The sequence below is a fragment of the Lysobacter sp. HA35 genome (assembly GCF_054061195.1).
On sequence record NZ_JBSSDY010000001.1, the window covers coordinates 3,065,764 to 3,086,964 of the forward strand.

24 protein-coding genes are annotated in these 21,201 nt (G+C 67.2%); 7 read left to right on the top strand and 17 right to left on the bottom strand.

Annotated elements, in window-relative coordinates:
- Positions 1-29 precede the first annotated feature (29 nt).
- From ACVWZN_RS14950 to ACVWZN_RS14965, 4 genes are all read right to left on the bottom strand, one after another.
- Positions 30-677, bottom strand: coding sequence for a glutathione S-transferase family protein (locus ACVWZN_RS14950; RefSeq protein ID WP_456954502.1), 648 nt, complete (start codon positions 675-677; stop codon positions 30-32).
- Positions 678-778: 101 nt separating this feature from the next.
- On the bottom strand, positions 779-1,201 hold the full coding sequence (locus tag ACVWZN_RS14955; protein ID WP_456954503.1) for a response regulator: 423 nt from the start codon (positions 1,199-1,201) through the stop codon (positions 779-781).
- A gap of 69 nt (positions 1,202-1,270) precedes the next feature.
- Positions 1,271-1,666 (bottom strand): GFA family protein, encoded by a 396-nt coding sequence (locus ACVWZN_RS14960; protein ID WP_456954504.1) that lies wholly within the window; start codon positions 1,664-1,666, stop codon positions 1,271-1,273.
- Positions 1,663-3,255 carry a sulfotransferase gene (locus ACVWZN_RS14965; RefSeq protein WP_456954505.1) on the bottom strand — a complete coding sequence of 531 codons (1,593 nt, stop codon included), beginning with the start codon at positions 3,253-3,255 and terminating at the stop codon, positions 1,663-1,665. Before ACVWZN_RS14965 ends, ACVWZN_RS14960 begins: the two co-directional genes overlap by 4 nt.
- A 128-nt stretch (positions 3,256-3,383) precedes the next feature.
- Between ACVWZN_RS14965 and ACVWZN_RS14970 the strand changes: the two genes are divergently transcribed.
- From ACVWZN_RS14970 to ACVWZN_RS14980, 3 genes are all read left to right on the top strand, one after another.
- Entirely contained in the window at positions 3,384-3,785 is a 402-nt protein-coding gene (locus ACVWZN_RS14970; RefSeq protein ID WP_456954506.1) for an ExbD/TolR family protein, read from the top strand.
- Between the two features lie 121 nt (positions 3,786-3,906).
- Positions 3,907-5,394 (top strand): ATPase domain-containing protein, encoded by a 1,488-nt coding sequence (locus tag ACVWZN_RS14975; protein ID WP_456954507.1) that lies wholly within the window; start codon positions 3,907-3,909, stop codon positions 5,392-5,394.
- Positions 5,391-7,019: a hybrid sensor histidine kinase/response regulator gene (locus ACVWZN_RS14980; protein WP_456954508.1), complete on the top strand. Its 1,629-nt coding sequence runs from the start codon at positions 5,391-5,393 to the stop codon at positions 7,017-7,019. Before ACVWZN_RS14975 ends, ACVWZN_RS14980 begins: the two co-directional genes overlap by 4 nt.
- On the opposite strand, the gene ACVWZN_RS14985 is transcribed toward ACVWZN_RS14980, so the two are convergent.
- The 4 genes from ACVWZN_RS14985 to ACVWZN_RS15000 form a co-directional block, all read right to left on the bottom strand.
- On the bottom strand, positions 7,020-7,274 hold the full coding sequence (locus ACVWZN_RS14985; protein WP_456954509.1) for a hypothetical protein: 255 nt from the start codon (positions 7,272-7,274) through the stop codon (positions 7,020-7,022).
- Positions 7,275-7,383: 109 nt separating this feature from the next.
- Positions 7,384-7,680: a hypothetical protein gene (locus ACVWZN_RS14990; RefSeq protein ID WP_456954510.1), complete on the bottom strand. Its 297-nt coding sequence runs from the start codon at positions 7,678-7,680 to the stop codon at positions 7,384-7,386.
- A gap of 178 nt (positions 7,681-7,858) precedes the next feature.
- The gene (locus ACVWZN_RS14995) at positions 7,859-9,973 is read right to left on the bottom strand and encodes a M13 family metallopeptidase (RefSeq protein WP_456954511.1); all 2,115 of its coding nucleotides are present in this window, start codon (positions 9,971-9,973) and stop codon (positions 7,859-7,861) included.
- 74 nt (positions 9,974-10,047) lie between these two features.
- Positions 10,048-10,473: a hypothetical protein gene (locus ACVWZN_RS15000; protein WP_027083892.1), complete on the bottom strand. Its 426-nt coding sequence runs from the start codon at positions 10,471-10,473 to the stop codon at positions 10,048-10,050.
- Between the two features lie 171 nt (positions 10,474-10,644).
- Between ACVWZN_RS15000 and ACVWZN_RS15005 the strand changes: the two genes are divergently transcribed.
- Positions 10,645-12,567, top strand: a complete 1,923-nt coding sequence (locus ACVWZN_RS15005) for a M61 family metallopeptidase (protein WP_456954512.1) — start codon at positions 10,645-10,647, stop codon at positions 12,565-12,567.
- Positions 12,568-12,603: 36 nt separating this feature from the next.
- Here ACVWZN_RS15005 and ACVWZN_RS15010 read toward each other — a convergent pair whose 3' ends face one another.
- Positions 12,604-12,948: a hypothetical protein gene (locus ACVWZN_RS15010; protein WP_456954513.1), complete on the bottom strand. Its 345-nt coding sequence runs from the start codon at positions 12,946-12,948 to the stop codon at positions 12,604-12,606.
- Between the two features lie 112 nt (positions 12,949-13,060).
- Between ACVWZN_RS15010 and ACVWZN_RS15015 the strand changes: the two genes are divergently transcribed.
- On the top strand, positions 13,061-13,927 hold the full coding sequence (locus ACVWZN_RS15015; RefSeq protein ID WP_456954514.1) for a formate/nitrite transporter family protein: 867 nt from the start codon (positions 13,061-13,063) through the stop codon (positions 13,925-13,927).
- A 38-nt stretch (positions 13,928-13,965) separates the two neighbouring features.
- Here the strand turns inward: ACVWZN_RS15015 and ACVWZN_RS15020 are convergent, their stop codons facing one another.
- Genes ACVWZN_RS15020 through ACVWZN_RS15030 form a run of 3 tightly spaced genes read right to left on the bottom strand, consistent with a single transcriptional unit; the run spans position 13,966 to position 15,792 of the window.
- On the bottom strand, positions 13,966-14,400 hold the full coding sequence (locus tag ACVWZN_RS15020; protein ID WP_456954515.1) for a VOC family protein: 435 nt from the start codon (positions 14,398-14,400) through the stop codon (positions 13,966-13,968).
- Entirely contained in the window at positions 14,397-14,804 is a 408-nt protein-coding gene (locus ACVWZN_RS15025; protein ID WP_456954516.1) for a hypothetical protein, read from the bottom strand. Before ACVWZN_RS15025 ends, ACVWZN_RS15020 begins: the two co-directional genes overlap by 4 nt.
- Positions 14,805-14,862: 58 nt before the next feature.
- Positions 14,863-15,792, bottom strand: a complete 930-nt coding sequence (locus ACVWZN_RS15030) for a GAF domain-containing protein (RefSeq protein ID WP_456954517.1) — start codon at positions 15,790-15,792, stop codon at positions 14,863-14,865.
- A 162-nt stretch (positions 15,793-15,954) separates the two neighbouring features.
- Between ACVWZN_RS15030 and ACVWZN_RS15035 the strand changes: the two genes are divergently transcribed.
- The gene (locus ACVWZN_RS15035) at positions 15,955-17,232 is read left to right on the top strand and encodes a L,D-transpeptidase family protein (protein WP_456954518.1); all 1,278 of its coding nucleotides are present in this window, start codon (positions 15,955-15,957) and stop codon (positions 17,230-17,232) included.
- A gap of 35 nt (positions 17,233-17,267) precedes the next feature.
- Here ACVWZN_RS15035 and ACVWZN_RS15040 read toward each other — a convergent pair whose 3' ends face one another.
- The 4 genes from ACVWZN_RS15040 to ACVWZN_RS15055 are packed head-to-tail and all read right to left on the bottom strand — an operon-like array spanning position 17,268 to position 19,632.
- Positions 17,268-17,564 (bottom strand): hypothetical protein, encoded by a 297-nt coding sequence (locus ACVWZN_RS15040; RefSeq protein WP_456954519.1) that lies wholly within the window; start codon positions 17,562-17,564, stop codon positions 17,268-17,270.
- Positions 17,561-17,941, bottom strand: coding sequence for a hypothetical protein (locus tag ACVWZN_RS15045; protein WP_456954520.1), 381 nt, complete (start codon positions 17,939-17,941; stop codon positions 17,561-17,563). The genes ACVWZN_RS15040 and ACVWZN_RS15045 overlap by 4 nt, the downstream gene beginning before the upstream one ends.
- Positions 17,938-19,173: an NRAMP family divalent metal transporter gene (locus ACVWZN_RS15050; protein ID WP_456954521.1), complete on the bottom strand. Its 1,236-nt coding sequence runs from the start codon at positions 19,171-19,173 to the stop codon at positions 17,938-17,940. The genes ACVWZN_RS15045 and ACVWZN_RS15050 overlap by 4 nt, the downstream gene beginning before the upstream one ends.
- A 3-nt stretch (positions 19,174-19,176) precedes the next feature.
- Positions 19,177-19,632 carry a hypothetical protein gene (locus tag ACVWZN_RS15055; RefSeq protein WP_456954522.1) on the bottom strand — a complete coding sequence of 152 codons (456 nt, stop codon included), beginning with the start codon at positions 19,630-19,632 and terminating at the stop codon, positions 19,177-19,179.
- Between the two features lie 115 nt (positions 19,633-19,747).
- On the opposite strand from ACVWZN_RS15055, the gene ACVWZN_RS15060 reads away from it, so the two are divergent.
- Complete coding sequence (locus ACVWZN_RS15060) at positions 19,748-20,641, top strand: 5'-nucleotidase, lipoprotein e(P4) family (protein ID WP_456954523.1); 894 nt, start codon at positions 19,748-19,750, stop codon at positions 20,639-20,641.
- 114 nt (positions 20,642-20,755) lie between these two features.
- Here the strand turns inward: ACVWZN_RS15060 and ACVWZN_RS15065 are convergent, their stop codons facing one another.
- Positions 20,756-21,025 carry a KGG domain-containing protein gene (locus ACVWZN_RS15065; RefSeq protein WP_456954524.1) on the bottom strand — a complete coding sequence of 90 codons (270 nt, stop codon included), beginning with the start codon at positions 21,023-21,025 and terminating at the stop codon, positions 20,756-20,758.
- Positions 21,026-21,201 lie beyond the last annotated feature (176 nt).

The window sequence follows — 21,201 nt, forward strand, 5'->3', positions numbered from 1 at the left end:
TTGTAGCGATGCGCCGCCATGGCCCGGACTCAGGGCGCCGCGGTCTCGTGGCGCTCGGCCTGCTCGGTCGCGTAGCGCGCGTCGAGTTCGGTGGCGCGCTGCAGGCCGGGCAGCGACGTCACGCGCTCGACGTAGTCGCGGAACACCGCCTCGTCGGGCGCCAGCTTGAACGCGAGCGTCCAGCGCAGCGCGGTGCCCCACAGCACGTCGGCCGCGGTGAACCGTTCGCCGAGGATGTAGGGGCCCTTCGACAACTGCGTCGCGAGCGCGCGCATCACCGTCTCGTAGTCGCCGTAGGGCGAACTCATCGCCGCACCCGGGCTGCGTTCCTGCGAACGGTCGATGACCGCCGGCTCGAAGCTCGAGCCGTAGAACGCGACCCAGCGCAGGTACGGGCCGCGCAACGGATCATCGACCGCGGGCGCGAGGCCCTTGTCCGCATACAGGTCGGCCAGATAGATCAGGATCGCGACCTGTTCGGTCACCACCGCATCGCCGTGGCGGATCGCGGGCACCTTGCCGAGTGGATTGATCGCGAGGTATTCGGGCTGGCGCTGCGTGCCTTCGACGAGGTCGAGCATGTGCAGGTCGTAGTCCACGCCCAGCGTTTCCAGCAGGGCGAGCGTGCAGGACGCGCGCGAATGGGGGGCGTAATAGAACGTGATCCGTCGCGACATGGTGGGGCTCCTTGGTGGGATGGCGACGCCCGGCGGCGTCGTGATCCCAGTCTCGGGCCGGCCTACTGACAGCGTGGTGTCAGCAGTGTCGCGCGGCATGCTCAGGCCACGCGTCGCGACGGCGGCGGGTGGTGCAGGCGCAGCACGGCGTCGCGGAAAGCATCGACCTTGAACGGCTTGCGGCACACCGGAATGCGCGCGAAGCGTTCCGGCAATGCGGCGGGCTCGTTCGCGGTGGCGAACAGGAACGGGATGCCGCGCGCGGTCAGCGCGTCCGCCACCGGATAGACGACCTGCTGGCCCAGATTGACGTCGAGCACGGCGGCATCGATTTCCGGCACGCGCTCGACCAGCCCCAGCGCGTCTTCAACCGTCGTGACCGGTCCGAGGACCACCGCGCCCATGTCGCCGAGCGCATCCGCCAACCCGAGCGCGAGGACGTACTCATCCTCCACGAGTAGCAGCCGCAGGCCTTCGATACCGTCCATTCGTTTCGTCGTCTCCACCCCGCCCGGGCGCGACACGGAGCATGCGCCGCAGCGCGTTGCGCCGATGCGAAAACGCCGTCGCCTGGCGGCGCAATGACGAATCGTTCAGGGATCCCGACGGGCGAGCGCAGCCATCGCCGCGTCGCGGTCGGTGTCGTCGAACAGCGTGACTTGCAACGCGTCCAGCGACACGCCGTCGAGGCATCGCGCATTGACGCTGTAACCGTCGGGATGACTGCGGGGTACGTAGAAACTCTTGACGCCGCAGTGCCCGCAGAACAGGTGACGCGCCGTACCGGTATTGAAGCGGTAGTCGACGATCGCGTCCTCACCCTGCAGCAGGCGGAACTGCCCGGCGGTCACGATGAGATGCAGGAAGCCGGTCATGCGACAGATCGAGCAATTGCAATCAAGCACGTGCAAAGGCGACGGCGCATCGACTTCGAAACGCACGCGTCGGCAATGGCATCCGCCGGTGTAGGTGGTGAGTTGATCGGTCATGGAGATGAGTCGGGTGACGGGACGTCGACATCGAGGCCGCCTGCAACCAGCAATGCACGCAGCGGATCGAGCGCCGAACCGTAGCGCTTCCAGCGGTCGACCGATCTGCTGTTGAGCGACGAGCGCACCTGCACGGCGCTCGCGGTCGCCACGGGCGCGGCGTTGTCCGCGAAGTCCAGGCAGCGCGGCGTCCATAGCAGTCCGCAGAATGCGAGCAGGCGGCGCAGTACCGGCTCGGGCGACGCGACCAGTTCCTCGTAGGGCAACTCGAATACGCGGCCGGGCAGCGTCGTACGCCATGCAGCGACGAGCCGCTCGAACTCCAGCACGTAATGACCGGTGTCCATCAGGTCGAACGAGTACGCGTGGTACGGCGACTCCGGCGCGAACAGCTGACGGAAATTGCTGAGGCCGGTGTCCATCGCGTTGCGCCGCATGCACACGATCCGCGCGTTGGGCAGCGCGCGCGCGATAAGCCCGACGTACAGGAAGTTGTGCGGCAGCTTGTCGACGAAGCGTGGCGCGCCGTGTGCGAGATCGCGCGTCGAGGCGAGGTAGTCGCGACCGACCGCCGCCCAGTCGCGGATGTGCGATGCGTTACGCAGTAGCTCGTCCAGCGATCGTGCCGGTGCCGATGCGCGCTGCAACGCGGCGCCGAAATGGCCCAGCTCGCCGGCCGATGCGACGTCGGGATGTGACGAGAGCATGCGGTCCAGCAGCGTGGTGCCCGAGCGCGGCATGCCGAGCACGAAGATCGGGGCGTCGCCGGGATCGCCCGGCGCGTCGAGCGGGTCCGCCGCGAGATCCTCACGCGCCGCATCGAACGCGGCGCGATCGGCGGTGCGCGACGAGCCGCGTCGCGATGCGACCGCATGCTTGCCGCGAACCAGGTGTTCGAACGCCGGTGGGAAATTGCCGAGGTCCTCGAGTTCCTTCGCGAGCGCGAGGTTCACGTGCAGAATGGCGTCGGGCTCGCCCTCGTGGCCGACGAGCGCCGCGTGCAGCTGAGCCAGATGATTGCGCTCCCGCGTCTGCGTACGCAATTGCGCCAAGGCGAGCCAAGCGCGCCAATACGTGCGATCGGCCTCGATGCAGGCTTCGTATTGCGTTTCGGCTTCGTCGAGCCGGCCGAAATACATCAGCGACGTCGCGAAGTTAAAGCGCGCGTTGGCATCGCGAGGGCCAGCGTCGACCGCACGCCGGAACGCCTCTTCCGCGCGGTCGTGGATGTTCGCCTTGCTGTACACCGTGCCGAGCATCGACAGCGTTCCGGCGTCGGCGCCAACGCGCGACAGTGTCGCGTCCGCGACCTTCGCCGCGTCGTCCATGCGGTGGCTTTCGACCAGCGCGCGAGCCAGCTGCGCACGCAGGTCCAGGCGGTCCGGCCACGCGCGGCAACTCCGCTCGAGATGGGCGACGGCGAGCTTCGCGTGGCCGAGTTCGAGCGCGGCGATGCCGGCGATCATGTGCAGCGTCGGGTCTTCCGGCGCCGATTGCGCCGCCGTACCGGCAAGCCGATACGCCGCCGGCCAGTCACCCGATTCGAATGCACGGGCAAGGTTCTGCGCAAGGTCGGGCGAACGTGTCATCGTGGCTCCATCGGGCGATGAAGGCTACGCGAATCGTGACCGCATTCGTCGGCGACGAACGGTGATTGCGAAATCGCCGGACGCTGGCGTACGGTCGAGTCGGGCATGCCGCCCATGGAGGATCGACGATGGCCGCATCCACCTACGCTCCCCGCCTTTCCGATGGCGCGATGGCCGAAATGAACGTGACGCCGCTGGTCGACGTCATGCTCGTGTTGCTGGTGATCTTCATGATCACGGCGCCGGCGTTGACGCATACGTTGCCGATGAACCTTCCGATCTCGACGCCGCAACAGCCTTCGACGCCACCCCGCGCCGACCTGCGTGTCGATGCGTCCGGCGGCTACACGCTCGACGGTCGCGCGCTCGACGCGAAGTCGCTGCGCTCCGCGCTCGGCAGCCTGGCGCGCGTCTCGCCGGACACCGTGCTGCACGTCAGCGCGGCGGCCGACAGCGAGTACCAGGGCTTCGCGACCGCGCTCGCGGCGGCGCAGGACAGCGGCCTCGCGAACGTCGCGCTGGATAACTGAATCCGTTCGGCTTTCTCACGTCTGCCTGAAGCGGAGTTGACGCGGATTTAACCGTTTCATGCTCCCATGATGCCGGGCCGCGAATTATCTTTCGCGGCCTCGGCACTTGTGGGATTTGCGGATGGCATCCATTGAACCGGTCGCGCCCGACACGCTCCAGTCGGGAATCGCGGGGCTCGACATCGTTCTCGGCGGCGGCTTCACGCCCAGCCGCCTGTACCTCATCGAAGGTGTGCCCGGCTCGGGCAAGACCACGCTCGCCATGCAGTTCCTGCTGGAAGGCGTGCGACGTGGCGAGCGCGTGCTCTACGTCACGCTGTCGGAAACCGAGCAGGAGCTGCGCGAGATCGCGGCCTCGCACGGGTGGTCGCTGGAGGGCGTGACGATTCACGAACTCGCGCCCACGCACGACAACCTCGACCCCGACTCGCACTACACGATGTTCCACCCGTCCGAGGTGGAGCTCGGCGACACCACGCAGCGCATTCTCGACCGCGTCCGCGACGTGCGCCCGACGCGCATGGTGTTCGACTCGCTGGCCGAGTTGCGCCTGCTGGCGGGCTCGCCGTTGCGCTATCGACGCCAGGTGCTCGCGCTCAAGCAGTACTTCGTCGGCCAGAACTGCACGGTTCTGCTGCTGGATGACAGCGCAGTCGCGGAGCACGGCCTGCATGTGCATACGCTGGTGCACGGCACGATCTCGCTGGACCAGATGAATCCCGAATACGGCGGCGATCGCCGGCGCCTGCGCGTCACCAAGTTCCGCGGCCGGCGCTTCGCCAGCGGTTTTCACGACTACCAGATCACCACCGGCGGCCTGCGCGTGTATCCGCGCATCATCGCCGCCCAGCACCGGCGCGACATCGACCAGGATTCGGTGTCGACAGGTTCTGCCGAGCTCGACCTCTTGCTCGGCGACGGCCTGCATCGCGGCACCAGCACGCTGGTGATCGGCGCGGCCGGCACCGGCAAGTCGTCGCTGGCGACGGCATGCGCGCTCGCGGCGTCCCGGCGTGGCGAACGCGCGGCGGTGTTCACCTTCGACGAGACCGTGCGTTCCTTCCTCACGCGTTCGCGCGGCATCGGCCTCGACGTCGAAAGCGCCATGCATGACGGCAGCCTGATGATCGACTCGATCGACCCGGCGGAGTTGTCGCCGGGCGAGTTCGCGCACCGCATTCGCGACGCGGTAGTGCACGGTCAGGTCACCACGGTGATTATCGACAGCCTGAACGGTTACCTCAGCGCCATGCCGGAAGAGCGCTTCGTGCTCGTCCAGCTTCACGAGCTTCTCGCCTTCCTCGCGCACCATGGCGTCGTCACGCTGCTCATCAGCGCGCAGCAGGGACTGATTGGCCAGATGCAGAACGCACTCGACGTCAGCTACCTGGCCGACGCCGTCATCCTGCTGCGCTATTTCGAGACGCGCGGCGAAGTGCGACAGGCCATCTCCGTGCTCAAGAAGCGCACGGGCGGCCACGAACGAACCATAAGGCCCATGACCATCAGCAACGACGGCATTTCGATCGGCCCTCCGCTTCGGCAATTCCGCGGCGTGCTCACCGGCGTGCCCTACGAACGCGAAGACGAACCGGGACCGACGCGATGATGGCATCGGCCATCGACGACGAGCTGGCCGCCCGGCTGCTGTTGCTGCTGCCGACGCAGCGCGACTGCGTGCTGACGGCGGAAGTGCTCGCGCGCGATGGCATCGCGACGCATGCGTGTTCGTCCACGTCCGAGCTCGAGCGTGAGTTGCAGCGCGGCGCGGGTGGCGTGTTCGTCTGCGAGGAACTGCTCGCCGCGGGCGCGCACGCGGTGATCGCCCGCGCGGTCGAGCGTCAGCCCACGTGGTCCGATCTTCCGGTGCTGATCCTGGCGCGTGACGGCAGCGATTCGCGCCATGTTTCCGATGCGCTTGCAGAGCTGGGCAACGTGATGCTGCTCGAGCGCCCGCTGCGCCTGGCCGCGCTGTCGAGCAACGTGCGCACCGCGCTGCGCGCGCGCGAACGCCAGTACCAGATCCGCCGGCATCTCGAGGAAATCGGCGCCGCGCGCGACGCGCTGACCGAGAGCGCGCGTCGCAAGGACCAGTTCCTCGCGATGCTCGGCCACGAGCTGCGCAACCCGCTGGCGCCGGTGCGCAACGCGCTGCACCTGCTGATGGCCGACCAGCGCCTGCCCGACGACGACGTCGCGTTGTGCGGAATGATGAAGCGCCAGGTCGACCACATGGTGCGACTGGTGGACGACCTGATCGATGTTTCGCGCATCTCGCGCGGCACGATCGCACTCAAGCGCGAACGCGTCGACCTGGCGACGGTGCTGCAGCACGCGATCGACCAGAGCCGTCCGCTGGTGGAGTCCGGGCGCCATCGCCTGGAAGCATCGCTGGGCGACGACCGCGTCGAGATCGACGCCGACCCCGTGCGCGTCACCCAGGTGTTCGGCAACCTGCTCAACAACGCGGCGAAGTACGCGGAGCCGGGTGGGCACATCGCGGTGAGCGTCGAGCGCGACCAGGCCAACGTGCGTGTGCGCGTGCGTGATCGCGGCATCGGCATCGAACCGGAAATGCTGCCGCACGTGTTCGAACTGTTCACGCAGGGCCGTCGCGAACGCCATCGCGCGCACGACGGTCTGGGCATCGGCCTGACGCTGGTGCGCAATCTCGTCGAAATGCATGGGGGCACCGTCGAAGCGCACAGCGAAGGGCGCGGGCGCGGCGCGGAATTCGTGGTGACGTTGCCGGTCGCGACCGCCAAGGCCTCGCACGTGATCGCACCGGTGCTGCGTCGCGCACGCGATCAGGACCGCCCGGTCGCGCGCGTGCTTGTGGTCGACGACAACGTCGACGCGGCCGAATCGATGGGCATGGTGCTGGAGCTGCTCGGCCTCGAGCATCGCGTGGTATTCGACGGCCAGTCCGCGATCGATTCGATGGCGGAGTTCCATCCCGACGTGGTGCTGCTCGACATCGGCATGCCCGGCATGGACGGCTGCGAGGTGGCGCAGCGCATCCGCGCGCAGCGCGAGTTCGATGACGTGCAACTCGTCGCGCTCACCGGCTGGAGCCAGACGCAGGACCGCGAGCGCACGCGCGCCGCAGGCATCGATCATCACCTCAGCAAGCCGGTCGACATCGGTGCGCTGCAGGCGCTGCTCGATGCGGCGCCGGCCGCCTACACACATGCACCGCGAGTCGCCGCGGTGCATGCATCGCCGCGCGCCTGATCAGCCCGCGGATCGGGCGTCCCTCAGCGCGGACTGCACCGCTTCGCGAACGACATCGACCACGTTGCGCGCTGCGCCGTCGACATCCGGAAGATTGCCGAGCATGTCTTCGAACAGCCGTGCGCGGTCGATGCCGGTCTGCTTGGACACCGCATCCGTCGCCGCGAGGATGACCACCGCCACGCCGACCGACATTTCGCCGAGCGCCTGACCCACGGCCTGCGCGACAGCGCCGGCGAGTTCGTTCTGTTCCATCGTCGTCTCCTCGCGGCTCATCCGCGCTGTCCGGCGGTGATACACGACGATGCCGCGAGCGACCGTGACGGTGCCCGCGGCGGAGTTGGTCGGCGGTGGCGGGCGGCGATCAGCCGCCGCTGGAGTCGGCGAGCGCGGTCTTCGCGGAGGCGCGCGGCGGTGCCGGCAGGCTCGTGGCAGAGGTGCTCGCTTGCGCGGCCGTTGGCTTGTGGCTGTTCGCAGCCTGTTCCTGCGCGGCGCGGGTGAGTTCGGCCATTACCGCACCGAACGGGCTCTTGGGTTTCGACTTCGCGACGGACGCCGATGCATCCGCATTGCTCGAGGCGACAACGGCGGTCGTCGACTGCGCATGTACGCACATCGGGGCGATGAAGGCCACGAGGGCAACGGACAGGATGCGGCGCATGACGGACCTCGGGTACGGCGGCTTCGATGGCGGTGAGGGTAGGGGCCGCTTCCGGCGCCGCGCGTGAAATCGAACGTATCGTTTCGTGCATCGCGCGCGTCGTAACGGAACAAGTCAGCGACGTGCACGCCCGGTGACGCCGCAAAGAAAACGCCCGGCTTTCGCCGGGCGTTTTGTATCACCACACCTTGACGCGTTTTTCGGGCGCCAGGTAGAGCGCCTGCCCGGGTTTGACGTCGAACGCCGTGTACCAGTCGTCGTTGTTGCGCACGGTCTGCGCGCGGTAGCGGCCGGGCGAATGCACGTCGGTCAGCACCGCGTTGCGCATCGCTTCGTCGCGCGCCTTGCCACGCCAGGCCTGTGCGAAGCCCAGGAAGAAGCGCTGGTCGGCAGTGAAGCCTTCGAGCGTCTGCGGCTGCTTGCCCTGCAGCGACAGGTGGTACGCATCGAGCGCCGTCGCGAGGCCGGCTACGTCGGCGATGTTCTCGCCGAGGTTGAGCTTGCCGTTGATGGCGAGGTCGGGGAACGGCTTATACGCGCTGAACTGCGCGGCCAGCGCTTGGCCCGCGGCGTCGAACTTGGTGAAGTCCGCAGGCGTCCACCAGTTGTGCAGCTTGCCCTCGGCGTCGAACAGCGCGCCGGTGTTGTCGAACGAGTGGCTGATCTCGTGGCCGATGACCGAACCGATCGCGCCGTAGTTCACCGCATCGTCGGCATTCGGATCGAAGAACGGCGGCTGCAGGATGGCCGCCGGGAAGATCAGGCGATTTTCCAGCGGGATGTTCACCGCGTTGATCGTTTGCGGCGTCATGTACCACTCGTCGTGCGTGACCTTCGCGCTCAGCTTGGCGAGCTCACGCTGGTAGTCGAACGCTTCGGCGCGTTCGGCATTGCCGATCGCGTCATCGGGTTTCACGGTGAGCGCGCCGTAATCGCGCCACGTATCCGGATACGCCACCGCCACCTGCAGGCGATTGACCTTGTCCTTCGCCGCGGCTTTGGTTTCCGGGCTCATCCATGCGAGCGCGTCGATGCGCTTGCCGAATGCGGCGACGATGTTCTTGACCATCGTCTCGGCGCGTTCTTTCGTCTTCGGATCGACGTAGCGCTTGACGTATTCATGGCCGACCGCTTCGCCGAGCACGTTGCTGGTGGTCGACACCGCACGCTTCCAGCGATCGCGCTGCTGCGGCGTGCCGTTGAGCGTGTGGCCGTAGAACGCGAACGACTCGTCGGCGAAGGCCTTGGGCAGGTAGGACGAGGCGCGATCGATCGCGTGGAAGGTCAGGTAATCCTTCCAGGTGTCGATGGATTCACTGCCCGCGAGTTTGGCGATGCCGGTGATGGCTTCCGGCTGCCAGACGATGAAGTCCTTCTGGCTGCCGAGCTGCGCGGCCTGCATGAAGGTCGACCAGTCGATGCCCGGCGCCTTCTTCGCGAAGTCCTCCGGCGTCCAGACGTTCTGCGAGCCACGCTGCACGTCGTTAGTCTGCTCCTGCGTGGCCTGCACGCGCGCGATCGACGTTTCCAGAGCGACGATGCGCTGCGCCTTCGCCGCCGAATCCGCGATGCCGGCGAGGTCGAGCATCTTCTGCACGTGCGCCTGGTACGCCGTCTTCGTGGCTGCGCTCTTCGGGTCGAGGTAATAGCTGCGATCAGGCATGCCGAGGCCGCCCTGCAGGAAGTACGGCACGTTGCGCGACGGATCGTGGATGTCCTGGTTGATCCAGACGCCGAACGGGCGATCGGTGTAGTAGTCGGTGTTGTTGAGCAGGTCGACGTCCGCGCGCAGCAGCGAGCCGAACTCGCGCGACAGCGTGGTGCGGTCGTTGATCGCGGCGATCGCATCGAGCGCCGGCTTCAGCGGCGCGGTGCCCTTGGCCTCGATGCCGGCCTCGTCCATGAACGCGGTGTAGTAGTCGCCGATGCGACGCAGGTCGCCGCTGGCGGACTTGTCCTTGGCCGCGCCTTCGATGAGGTCGCGCACCTGCTTTTCGGTGTCGAGCGAGATTTGCGTGAAGCTGTTGAAGCTGGAGCGGTCCGCCGGGATCTCGACCGTCTTCATCCATCCGCCGTTGGCGTAGGCATAGAAGTCGTCACCGGGCGCGACCGAGCGGTCCATGCCCGCGGTGTCGAAACCGAAGGTGCCGAGAACGGGTTTCGTCGGCGCCGTGGCGGCCTTCGGTGCGGAGGCCGCGGGTGCGGGCGTCGCCTGCCTGTTGCAGGCGGCGAGGCCGGTGACGAGCGCGGCGGAGACGGTGACGGCGAGCAGGCTGCGGGGCAACGTTCGCATGGGGTGATCCGGTGGAGGGATCACCCGAGCGTACCCGCTTCCCGCGGACGGCTACATGTACCGGTCGTCCGGGTTCATCGCTGGCTGATGATGAAGCTGCCGAACGACACGCCGAGTTCGACGCCTTCGCCGGCGCCCGAAAGCGCGAGCGACACGGGGCCCTTGGTCACCACCTGCGCCTTGCCCGCCTTGCCGGCCGCGGCATTGGCTTCGGCCGTGGCGTAGCCGCCGAGCGTGTCGCGGATGTTGTTGACGCCGGCGAACTTGCCGGTGCCGGTGACCTTCGACTTGCCGAACGTCAGCCCGCCGCCCTTGGCTTCGATCTTCACCGGAATCGACTTGCCGTTGTTGCACGAGACCGTGCCCGAGCCTTCCGAGTGCTTGTAGATCGCACTCCATCCCGTCATCGAGAACTTCAGCTTGCACGAGAGTTCGCCGGCCGACGCAGGAAGTGCGGCCAGCGAGAGGACGGCGGCGACGATCAGGCTTCTTGCGTTCATGGCGGGAGTTCGCGATCGGAAGGAGCCCGGAGTATTGCGCGACGCCACTGAAGGCCGCGCATTCTTGCTGCACTGCACGATGTGACGCACTGCCGATCGTTGCGTCGGGCACACGCGCTGCAGCCGCTGGTGACCGTACGATCGGGGGCTTCACGCCACTGGATCGACCGAATGTCCCGACCCGCCCGTCGCCTGCTCCCCCTGATGTGCGCCGCCGTACTCGCCACGTCGCCCGCGTTCGCCCAGACCATTCCGCTGACCAGTCCGCAGGTGCCGATCCCGGCCGACACCGCGTATCCGGGCACCGTGTCGATCGCGGTCGATGCCACCGACCTCGCACGCCGCATCGTGCGCGTGCGCGAAACGATTCCCGCGCAGCCCGGCCCGCTCACGCTGCTGTATCCGCAGTGGTTGCCCGGCAACCACAGCCCGTCCGGCCCGATCGACAAGCTCGCCGGCATCAACTTCACCGCGAACGGGCAGAAGCTCACCTGGTCGCGTGATCCGCTCGACGTCTATGCGTTCCACATCGACGTGCCCGCGGGCGCAACGTCGGTCAACGCGGAATACCAGTACCTCACGCCGACCGACAACGCGCAGGGTCGGATCGTGATGACGCCGAACATGATGAACCTGCAGTGGAACGCGCTGGTGCTGTATCCGGCCGGCCACTACGCGAGCCGCATCGACACCTCGGCGACCGTGAAGTATCCGGCGGGCTTCACCGCGGCCACCGCGCTCGATGTCGCGAGCAGCAACGGCGACACCACCGTCTACCGCAACGTGCCGCTCGACATCCTGATCGACTCGCCGATCTACGCGGGCCGCTACTCGAAGGTGATCGACCTCGCACCGGGCGCGCATGTTCCGGTGCGCCTCAATGTGTTCGCGGACGCGCCGAAGTACCTCGAAGCCACGCCGGCGCAGCTCGACATGCATCGTCGCCTGGTCACGCAGGCGGTGAAGCTCTACGGCGCGCAGCACTACGACCATTACGACTTCCTGTTCTCGCTGTCGGACCAGATGGGCGGCAACGGTCTCGAGCATCACCGCTCCAGCGAGGACGGCGAGGACACCGGCTACTTCACCGACTACGACCCGAAGGCCGGCTTCAGCGATCTTCTGGCGCACGAGTACACGCATTCGTGGAACGGCAAGTACCGTCGTCCCGCCGACCTGTGGACGCCGAACTACAACGTGCCGATGCAGGACTCGCTGCTGTGGGTCTATGAAGGCCAGACGCAGTACTGGGGCAACGTGCTCACCGGTCGTGCCGGTCTTCGAAGCAAGCAGGCCGCGTTCGATGCACTCGCGCTCACGGCCGCGACGTACGCCGAAAACCGCCCCGGCCTGAGCTGGCGCGCGGTGCAGGACACGACCAACGATCCGATCATTTCGCAGCGTCGTCCGAAGTCGTATCGCAACTACCAGTTGTCCGAGGATTACTACTCCGCCGGCCAGATGGTGTGGCTGGAAGCCGACGCACGCATCCGCGCCAAGACCGGCGGCAAGAAGTCGCTCGACGATTTCGCGCGCGCGTTCTTCGGCGTCAAGGACGGCGAATGGAAGGTCGAGAACACCTACACCTTCGACGACGTGGTCAAGACGCTCGACGGCGTGGTGCACGACGACTGGGCGACCTTCCTGCGCGATCGCCTCGACGGCCGCGTGCCGCTCACCGGCGGCCTCGAAGCCGCGGGCTGGAAGCTGGTGTTCAAGGACGAACCGAACGACGTCGCCAAGTCGTACGCGAAGGACAAGAACGCCGGCGCCGACTTCGTCTATTCGCTGGGCCTGTCGATCGGCAAGGACGGCAAGGTGTCCGAGGTGCGCTGGGACAGCCCCGCCTTCAATGCCGGCATCGGCAGCGGCATGACCATCGTCGCCGTCAACGATCGCGAATACAGCAAGGACGCACTGAGCGAAGCGGTCAAGGCGGCGAAGGACGACAAGGCGCCGATCCGCCTGATGGTGAAGTCGTTCGACCGTTACCAGACGATTCCGGTCGACTACCACGGTGGCCTGCGCTATCCGCACCTCGAGCGCGTCGAGGGCAAGCCCGACCTGCTGTCCTCGATCTACGCCGCACGCTGACGCAAAACCTCGCCGCGTGCGGTTCGCCGCACGCGGTCAGAGGCGCTGGATCGATCCGTTCGCATCGCTGCAGGCGTCGACCGAACCGTCGTCGCCTGCGATGCCGGTAACCCGCACGCGGTCGCCCACCTTGAGTTCGCCCGCCGTGTCGAGCCCGCGGCCCTTGCACAGGTTCCAGCGCGCCGGAAGCATCACGCGCACGCTGCGCGTTCCCGCATCGACGGTGAGCGTGCCGCTGCCGTCGTAAGCCCATGGCGCCGTGTCGATCGCGGTGACGCGGCCTTCGATCGCATTCGGCGACGAAGCGGGCGTGGCGACATGCGCGCAGGCCGCAAGCGAAAGCACCGCGACCGCGGCGACTGCAATATTCAATCGAGACATCGGCGTTATCCAGGCGGCAATGTCGCAAGACTAGCGCGTGCGCGAAGGCCGCTGGATCGCTTGGAGTTCACGCTACATCCGTAGCCTGCATCGCGACCCGGGCGATCAGCGCATGAACGACACCAGCGAAGAACGCAAGAACGAAGGCGAGGCCGACACCGGCGAAGCGGCGTCGCAGCTCACCGAGAAGGAAGAGCGCGACGTCGAGGAGAAACAGTCGCCGACCGCGCATGTGCTGCACGAAACCATCCGCCGCGCTGGCGACCGCGAGCTCGAACGCAATGCATCCGCGCTGCTGTGGTCGTCGATCGCGGCCGGGCTGTCGATGGGGTTCTCGCTGCTCGCGCCGGCGCTGATGCACGCCCGCATCGGCGACACGCCGGCGACGCCGCTGCTGGTCGCCTTCGCCTATTCGATCGGCTTCATGCTCGTCATCCTCGGCAAGCAGCAGCTGTTCACCGAGAACACGCTCACCGCCGTGCTGCCGGTGATGACAAAGCCGGAGCTCGGCAACGTCGGCCGCCTGCTGCGGCTATGGGGGCTGGTGTTCGTCGGCAACATGATCGGTGTGGCCGTGTTCGCGTTCGCGCTGGCACGGCTGGACATCACCGATGTCGACACGCAGACCGCGATGGTGCGGATGGGCGCGAAGCTGATGGGCCTGGCGCCGGGGCAGATGTTCGCGCGCGGCATTTTCGCCGGCTGGCTGATCGCGATCCTGGTGTGGTTGCTGCCTGCGGCCGAGCATTCCAAGGTGGTGCTGATCGCGCTGATCACCGGCCTGATCAGCTTCGCCGACATGACCCACATCATCGCGGGCTCGGCCGAAGCGCTGTATCTCGTGTTCGCGCACATCACGCCGTTCACCGACGTGGCGATGCGCTTCATGCTGCCGACGCTCGCCGGCAACGTCGTCGGCGGCAGCCTGATCTTCGCGCTGATCAGCCACGCGCAGGTGCGGAGCGATACGAAGGAGTAGGGCGGCCGTGATTCGCCGCGGGTCGTGAAGCGAATTTCTTACGTCGCGAACAGCTGCCCTTCGATGTCAGCGAATGCCTTGAACTCGACCGCATTGCCGGACGGATCGAGGAAGAACATCGTCGCCTGTTCGCCGGGCTGGCCGACGAAGCGGATGTGCGGCTCGATCACGAAGTCGATGCCGGCACCGCGCAGGCGATCGGCGAGCGCGGTCCAGTCGTCCATCTCCAGCACCACGCCGAAGTGCGGCACCGGCACGTCGTGGCCGTCGACCGCATTGCCGCCGGCGACACGCGGCGCCATGCCGTCGACCTGATGGCAGACCAGCTGGTGGCCGTAGAGATCGAAGTCGACCCAGCGCTCGGCGCTGCGGCCTTCCGCGCAACCGAGCACGCCGCCGTAGAACGCGCGCGCGGCAGCGACGTCATGCACCGGGATCGCGAGATGGAAGGGCGTCAGGTGTCGCTGGGTCACATCACCACCGCAAGATTGAAGCGCGCACCGTCGGTGGCAAGCGGGCGCAGGAAGTCGAGCAGGCCCTGCAGTTCCTCGCGCACCGCGATGCGCGCTTTCGGGTCCAGCGTCGCCTCGCTGTCGAGCGCGGCGTCGAGGCCTTCGAACAGCAGTAATGCGCTCTCGGCCTCGCACCACACGCCGGACGCCAGCATCGCGGCGTTGGAATCGTCATCGGGCAGCTCGAGTTCGCCGAAGTTGAAGCGCAGGTCGGTGGTATCGACCATCCCGTCCAGACGCGGCAGCCCGAGCCGGTGCGCGAGCGCATCGAGTGCATGACGGTGGCGGTACAGCGCGAGACGGTCGGCGCCTTCGCAGTCCAGCGCGCCATCGCGCGCGACGTGCGCCCAGAACACCATGGCCATTGGCGGTCCCTCACCCTGCGGTCGACGGCGGATGCTCGCACGGCCGCGGGCGGGTCGGTCAGTCCGGTCGTCGGGCCGGCGCGGCGTCCTTGGCGGCGGTCAGCACCGCATCGGCGCGCATGTAGACGGCCTCCGGCGATTCGTCCGGCGAGGCGGCGCGCGCGAAGCCCAGCAGCACGCGCGTGCCCAGCTCGCGCTCGATCACCTCGAAGCGCGAGCGCAGCCCGTTGAGCGCGGCTTCCGGCGTGTCGCCGTGCAGCAGCGCGACGAATTCGCCGCTGCCGGTCACGCGGTCGATGCTGTCCTCCGGCGCCAGCACCGAATGCAGCACGCGATCGGCTTCCTGCAGCGTGCGTTCGACGGTGCGATCGCCCTGCAGTGCAACCACGTGCGCGAAGTCCTGCAGCTGGAAGATCGCGATGGAGTAGGGACGCAGCACGGTGTCCGACGCGGAGGCGGCGGCTGCGACACGTGCGGCGGGTTCCAATCGCACCGCGCGTTCGAGCTGGCGTTCGCGGCGCGTGCCTTCCATCAGGTTCATGGTCAGCCGCGCCAGCGATTCGAGCGCCGCACGCTGTGTATCGTCGAGCTCGCGAGGCTCGTGGTCGATCACGCAGACCGCGCCCACCGCGGCGCCGCCCGGCGTCACCAGCGGCATGCCGGCGTAGAAGCGCAGGCCGAGATCGCCGGTGACCAGCGGATTGTTCGCGAAGCGCGGATCGGCCTCGGCGTCGCGCACTTCCATCAGGCGGTCGGGCTGGCGTATCGCGTGGTCGCAGAACGCGATGTCGCGCGGCATCGCGATGGTGTCGAGGCCCTTGCGCGCCTTGAACCACTGGCGGTCGCGATCGATCAGCGAGATCAACGCGATCGGCGCATCGCACAGCATCGATGCGAGCCGCGCGATGTCGTCATATGCCGCGTCCGGCAGGCTGTCGACGATGCGATAGAGATCGACTTCGCGCTGGCGCTGGGCTTCGTTCGGCATGGAGGCGGTGGCTGCGGCGGGGCCTGCACGTTACGACAACGGCGCCGCTCCGTCTTCGCGAGCATGAACGAACGCCCGGGTCGTCCGTCTGGATTCACGTGCCAGCGACCGCCGCCGCGAAGGATGGAAATCCCCAAGCCGCAGCAGTCCCCCATGCGATCGATGCACGTCCTCCGCCCCCTCGTCTCCGCGCTGTCCGTTGCGTTGCTCGCCGCGTGTTCGGTGTCGCCCGCGCCGTCGACCGATGCACAACCCGCCGCCGCGCCGGCTGCACCGGCCACCACAACCGCGCCTGCCGCAGCACCCGGCACCGCCACGCCGCCGGGCATGCAGGACGCACAGTCCGGTGCGCCCACCACCGCGACCATGCCGGTCGCTCCCAGCACGGGCACCGACGCGACCACCGCACCCGCGGCGCCGCAGATCGTTCCCGCCGCGGCCGACGCGAAGCTCGCGAAGGACGACCCGCTGCGCGCGCAGGTGCTGCTGGAACGCGCGTTCTTCTCGCCCGGTGAAATCGACGGCGCGAAGGGCTCGAACATGCAGCGCGCGGTCAAGGCCTACCAGGGTGCGCACGACCTCAAGGCCAGCGGCACGCTCGACACGGCCACGTGGGATCTGCTCAACAAGGACACGGCGCCGATCCTCATCGACTACACGCTCACCGCCGACGATCTCGCCGGACCGTTCGCGAAGACGCCGAAGTCGCCGATGGATATGGCGAAGATGGACGGCATGCCATACGAGACGGCGCTGGAGAAGATCGCCGAAAAGTTCCACATGGCGCCGGCGCTGCTGAAGAAGCTCAACCCGAACGTCGACTTCGCAGCGCTGGACAATACGTTCGACACCACCGGCAAGACGGATACATCGTCCACCGCCAAGACCGATACCAAGAGCGACGCCAAGACCGACGCATCGAAGACGGCGTCGAACACGTCATCGACTGCGACCACCGGCAAGAGCGCACCCGCGGCAGGCACCGCGATCACCGTGTTGAACGTGTCCGCGGGCGAGCAGTTCCCGACGCCGGCGAAGATCGTCGTCGACAAGTCCGACTCCGCGCTTCTGCTCGTCGATGCCAGCGACAAGACGCTGGGCGAGTTCCCGGTCACCAGCGGTAGCGCGCAGTTCCCGTTGCCGATCGGCGACTGGAAGGTCACCAACGTGCAGCAGAACCCGGTCTGGCATTTCGACCCGAAGCTGATCGCGGGCAGCAAGAAGACGGACAAGGAAGCCGACGTGAAGCCGGGCCCGAACAATCCGGTCGGCATCGTCTGGGTGGGCCTGACCAAGGAGCACTATGGCATCCACGGCACGCCGCATCCGGATCGCATCGGCAAGACCGAATCGAACGGCTGCATCCGCATGACCAACTGGAGCGTGCAGGCGCTGTCGAAGGTCGTGTCGCAGGGCATGCAGGTCACGATGCGCGAGTGACGTTAGGCGCGGCCCGTCGTTCGCGACGGGCCGCGTCAGGCGCGTTTGTAATCCTTCTTCGATCCGCGCACGACGATGTGTCGTGCGCCGACTTCGACCACCGCATCCCAGGGCACGAACAGCGCGTCGGGCTCCTGCCAGCCCAGGCGCTCGAACAGGCCGAGCCGCCCGCACAGCAGGAAGTCGACGCCGCGCGTTTCGTACAGCGGCTCCGTTTCCGCCGCGCCGTTGCTGCGGATCTCGAACACGTGACCGAGGCGGCTGCCATCCTCGCCGCGCACCGCGATCCCTTCCAGGTGCGTGAGCTTCGTGAACTTGAACGACGTGCTCATGCCGCGCCCCGCTCGCTGCCCGGAATCTTGCCGATCTTGAGCCCGAGCTTGCGATCCATCGTCGCCAGCCCGTACTGCGCGCGTCGGCATTTCAGGCGAATGTGCTCGCCGACGCAGGACACCTCCGTCCACGGCACGCGCACGCAACGCGTGCCGAACACATGCGGCAGCAGGCGCGCGAACAGCGACGGCGTGCGCGGGATCCATGCGCCCGGCCCGATCAGCAGCGCGGTGATGCGCAGTGGTTCGCCGGGTCCGCCTTCCACTTCGATGTCGTCGACGATCCCGCACATCCAGTCGTCCGCATCGATCACCGCGTGGTCGAGAACCTGGCGGTAAACGTCGATGTAGGGCTCGCGTCCGAGGTGATGCTTCATCCCTGGCCTCCATGCGTCATGACCAGCAGTGGAATCGCCGCGACCGCCGCGATGCAGACGATCACGAAATACGCCCAGCCCAGCGCATTCGACAGCCAACCGTTGCGATACACGCCCATGGTGTCGGGATCGCGCGAGATCGCCATCATCGGGAAGTAGGTGAGCGGCAGGATCACCACCGAGAACACGATCGAATACTCGACCACCTGGATCGGGTCGACGCCGGTGAGCACGATCGCCGTCGCCACCGCGAACACGATGATCCATGCCAGCGCGAAGCGCGGCGCACCGCGCGGCGTGCGGTACTTGCCCCAGGTCCAGCCGAAGAACTGCGCGATGTTGTAGGCCGACGACATCGCCGTTTCGATGCCTGCGCCGGCGAACGCGAAGAACATGCCACCGACCGCAAGCCACAGCCCCGCGCGCCCGAACACGCTGGCCGCGCTCAGCGCGGCGGTGCCCGGCAACCCCGGTTCGACCTGCGCATGCGCGAGATAGAGCTTGCCGATGATCAGCAGCGACGCCGACAGCAGCGAGCCCAGCGCGAAGCCGACGATAACGATGAACCGGTTGAGCCGTATGTACTTCGGCGTCCAGTGATCCTCGACCACGCCGGATGCATAGAAATACGTTTCGTACGGCAGCATCACCGAGCTGAAGAGCGAGACGGCGTAGTAGGCGTAGAGCAGCTTGCGGTCGGGCGGCAGCGCCGGAATCGACGGCACCAGGCCCTGCGCGACCGCATGCCAGTCCGGATGCATCTTCCATGCGGCGACGAGGAACACTGTCATCATCAGCCCGAACAGGCCGAACACGCGCTCGATGGTTTCGAACTTCAGGAACCACACAACGAGCACGAGAAACGCGAACGCGACCAGCAGCATCGGCCGGTACGACCAGCCCGCGAGCAGGTTCCATACCAATGCGATGGCCCCGATTTCCGCGGCGGTGGTGAGCAGGCAGACCAATGTCGCCGACACCAGCGTGAGCAGGCCGAGGCGGATGCCCGCACGCTCGCGGATCACGTTGAACACGCCTTGGCCACGCACCGCCGCGATGCGCCCCGCGATCTCGCCGTAGACCATGATGCCGACGGTGCCAAGCGCGACGATCCACAGCAGCGAATAGCTGAATCGGCTGCCCGCATTGAGCATGAAAGTCAGCTCGCCGATTTCGACGAAGCCGCCCATCGCGGTGAGCACGCCGAGGAACAGCTCGAGGAACATCGCCATCGCTCAGTCCCCGGGCTTGATGCGGTGGTCGAGCGCGTCCAGCGAGTTCGCGACCGTCGCGAACGCCTGCCCATCGGCGTCGGGCGCGGCCGCATCGCGGGCGAGCGCGTCGAGCTTCGACGTCAGCAGCGTCGCCAGTCCGAGCGCTTCGTGTCGCTGCGGTTCGCGCAACGCGTCGCCGGGCTTGCCGTCGATCTCGTCACGCACGCGTTCGACATTCGTACGGATCTGCTGCGCGTGGCGACGGATGAATCCAGGCGCGAGGTGATCCTTCGACGCCTGTTCCATCAACAGCTCGGCTTCGGCGGCATTCGAGCGCAGGTCACCGACCTTGATCGACAGCGTGTCGGCGTCGAACGGCCGATGCAGCCGCACCGTGAGCACGGCCGCGATCGCCGCCGCGCTGCCGAGCAGAACGATCGCCTGCCACCACGCGGCGCGTCGGGATTTGGGCTGCACGGGCACCTCCGGCCGCCACCGTAGAAAAGCGGCAGTGAAGGGGCTGTCGGGCGGCGGCATCCCGCCATCGCGCCGACCCCCTAGACTGTCGGCCCGCGTATTTCCGACCGATCCCATGCGCCCATCGTTCGCACCGCTGTTCCTCGCCCTCGCTCTCGCCGGTTGCCAGCACGAGGCCGTCCGTGCCGATGCGCCCGTCGCGCCAGTGGCACCCGTGCCCGCCGCAGCGACGGGCGTGCCCGCCGACGACAACCTCAACGCCGTGCTGTGGATGCAGACATCGGACGAATACCGCGCGAACTCGCTGCAGACGTATCGCGCTGCCGCGCGCGAACTCGATCGCGCGCTGAAGGATCGCAACTGGGATGCGCTCGATCCCGCCGAACGTGGCAACCCCGCGCGCAGCCTGCCGCCGGCCGTGATCTTCGACGTCGACGAAACAGTGCTCGACAACTCGCCCTACCAGGCGCGACTCGTGCAGTCGGGCGGCGAATACAACGAAGCGCTCTGGGGCGAATGGGTGAACGAACGCAAGGCGACCGCGATCCCCGGAGTGCTCGAGTTCGCGAAGGCCGCGCAGGCCCGTGGCGTCACGCTGTTCTTCATCTCCAATCGCGCCGCAGACATGAAGGACGCGACGATCGCGAACCTGCGCAGCGCCGGGCTCGCGGTGAAGGACGACTCCTTCCTCGGTCTCGGCACCATCGTTCCCGACTGCGAGCAGGACGGAAGCGACAAGAACTGTCGTCGCCAGCTGATCGGTCGCAAGTACCGCGTGCTGATGCAGTTCGGCGACCAGCTCGGCGATTTCGCGCAGGTCGCGTCGAACACGCCGGCCAATCGCGACGCCATCTACGACGCGCATCGCGACTGGTTCGGCGAACGCTGGTGGGTGTTGTCGAACCCGACCTACGGCTCGTGGGAACCGGCGCTGTTCGACAACGACTACAAAGCGTCGCGCGAAGCCCGTCGCGCATCGAAGCGCGAGGCGTTGCGGCTCGCACGCTGATGCGCGCGAAGTAGCTCGAACGCGACGTCGCGTTCGAGCTGTCGTCCAACGCGGTCATGCATAAACAGACGGCGCGGAATGATCCGCGCCGTCCTGGTTGCACCGGTGTATCGATCAGCGGTTGTTGCCGCCGCGCCCGCCCTGATTTCCACCCTGGTTGCCGCCACCGCCGTGGCTGGCTTCGCCGCCCTTGCGTCCTGCTTCGCGTGCTTCTTCCGACGTGAATTCGTGTGCGTTGCCACTGCGATGCGCGGCGCGGCCGCCTTCGGATGCGATCTCGCGTTGCTCGTCGCGATCCATCGACGCGAAGCCGCGTCCGCTGCCCTGACCGCCCTGATTACCGCCCTGGTTGCCGCCCTGGTTACCACCCTGATTGTTCGCCATGTTCGATTCCTCTCGTAAGTAAGTGGATCGTGCGGGACGTGGTTGACGCCCGCGGCCAGTGTCGTGGCGGCGGCGTAAGTTCCACGCCATGCAGATGTCGAGAGTGGTTAACGGCGTTCACCGCGATGAGAAATGCACTCACGACGATGACTGCGCGATGCGGCTGCATTCGTGCA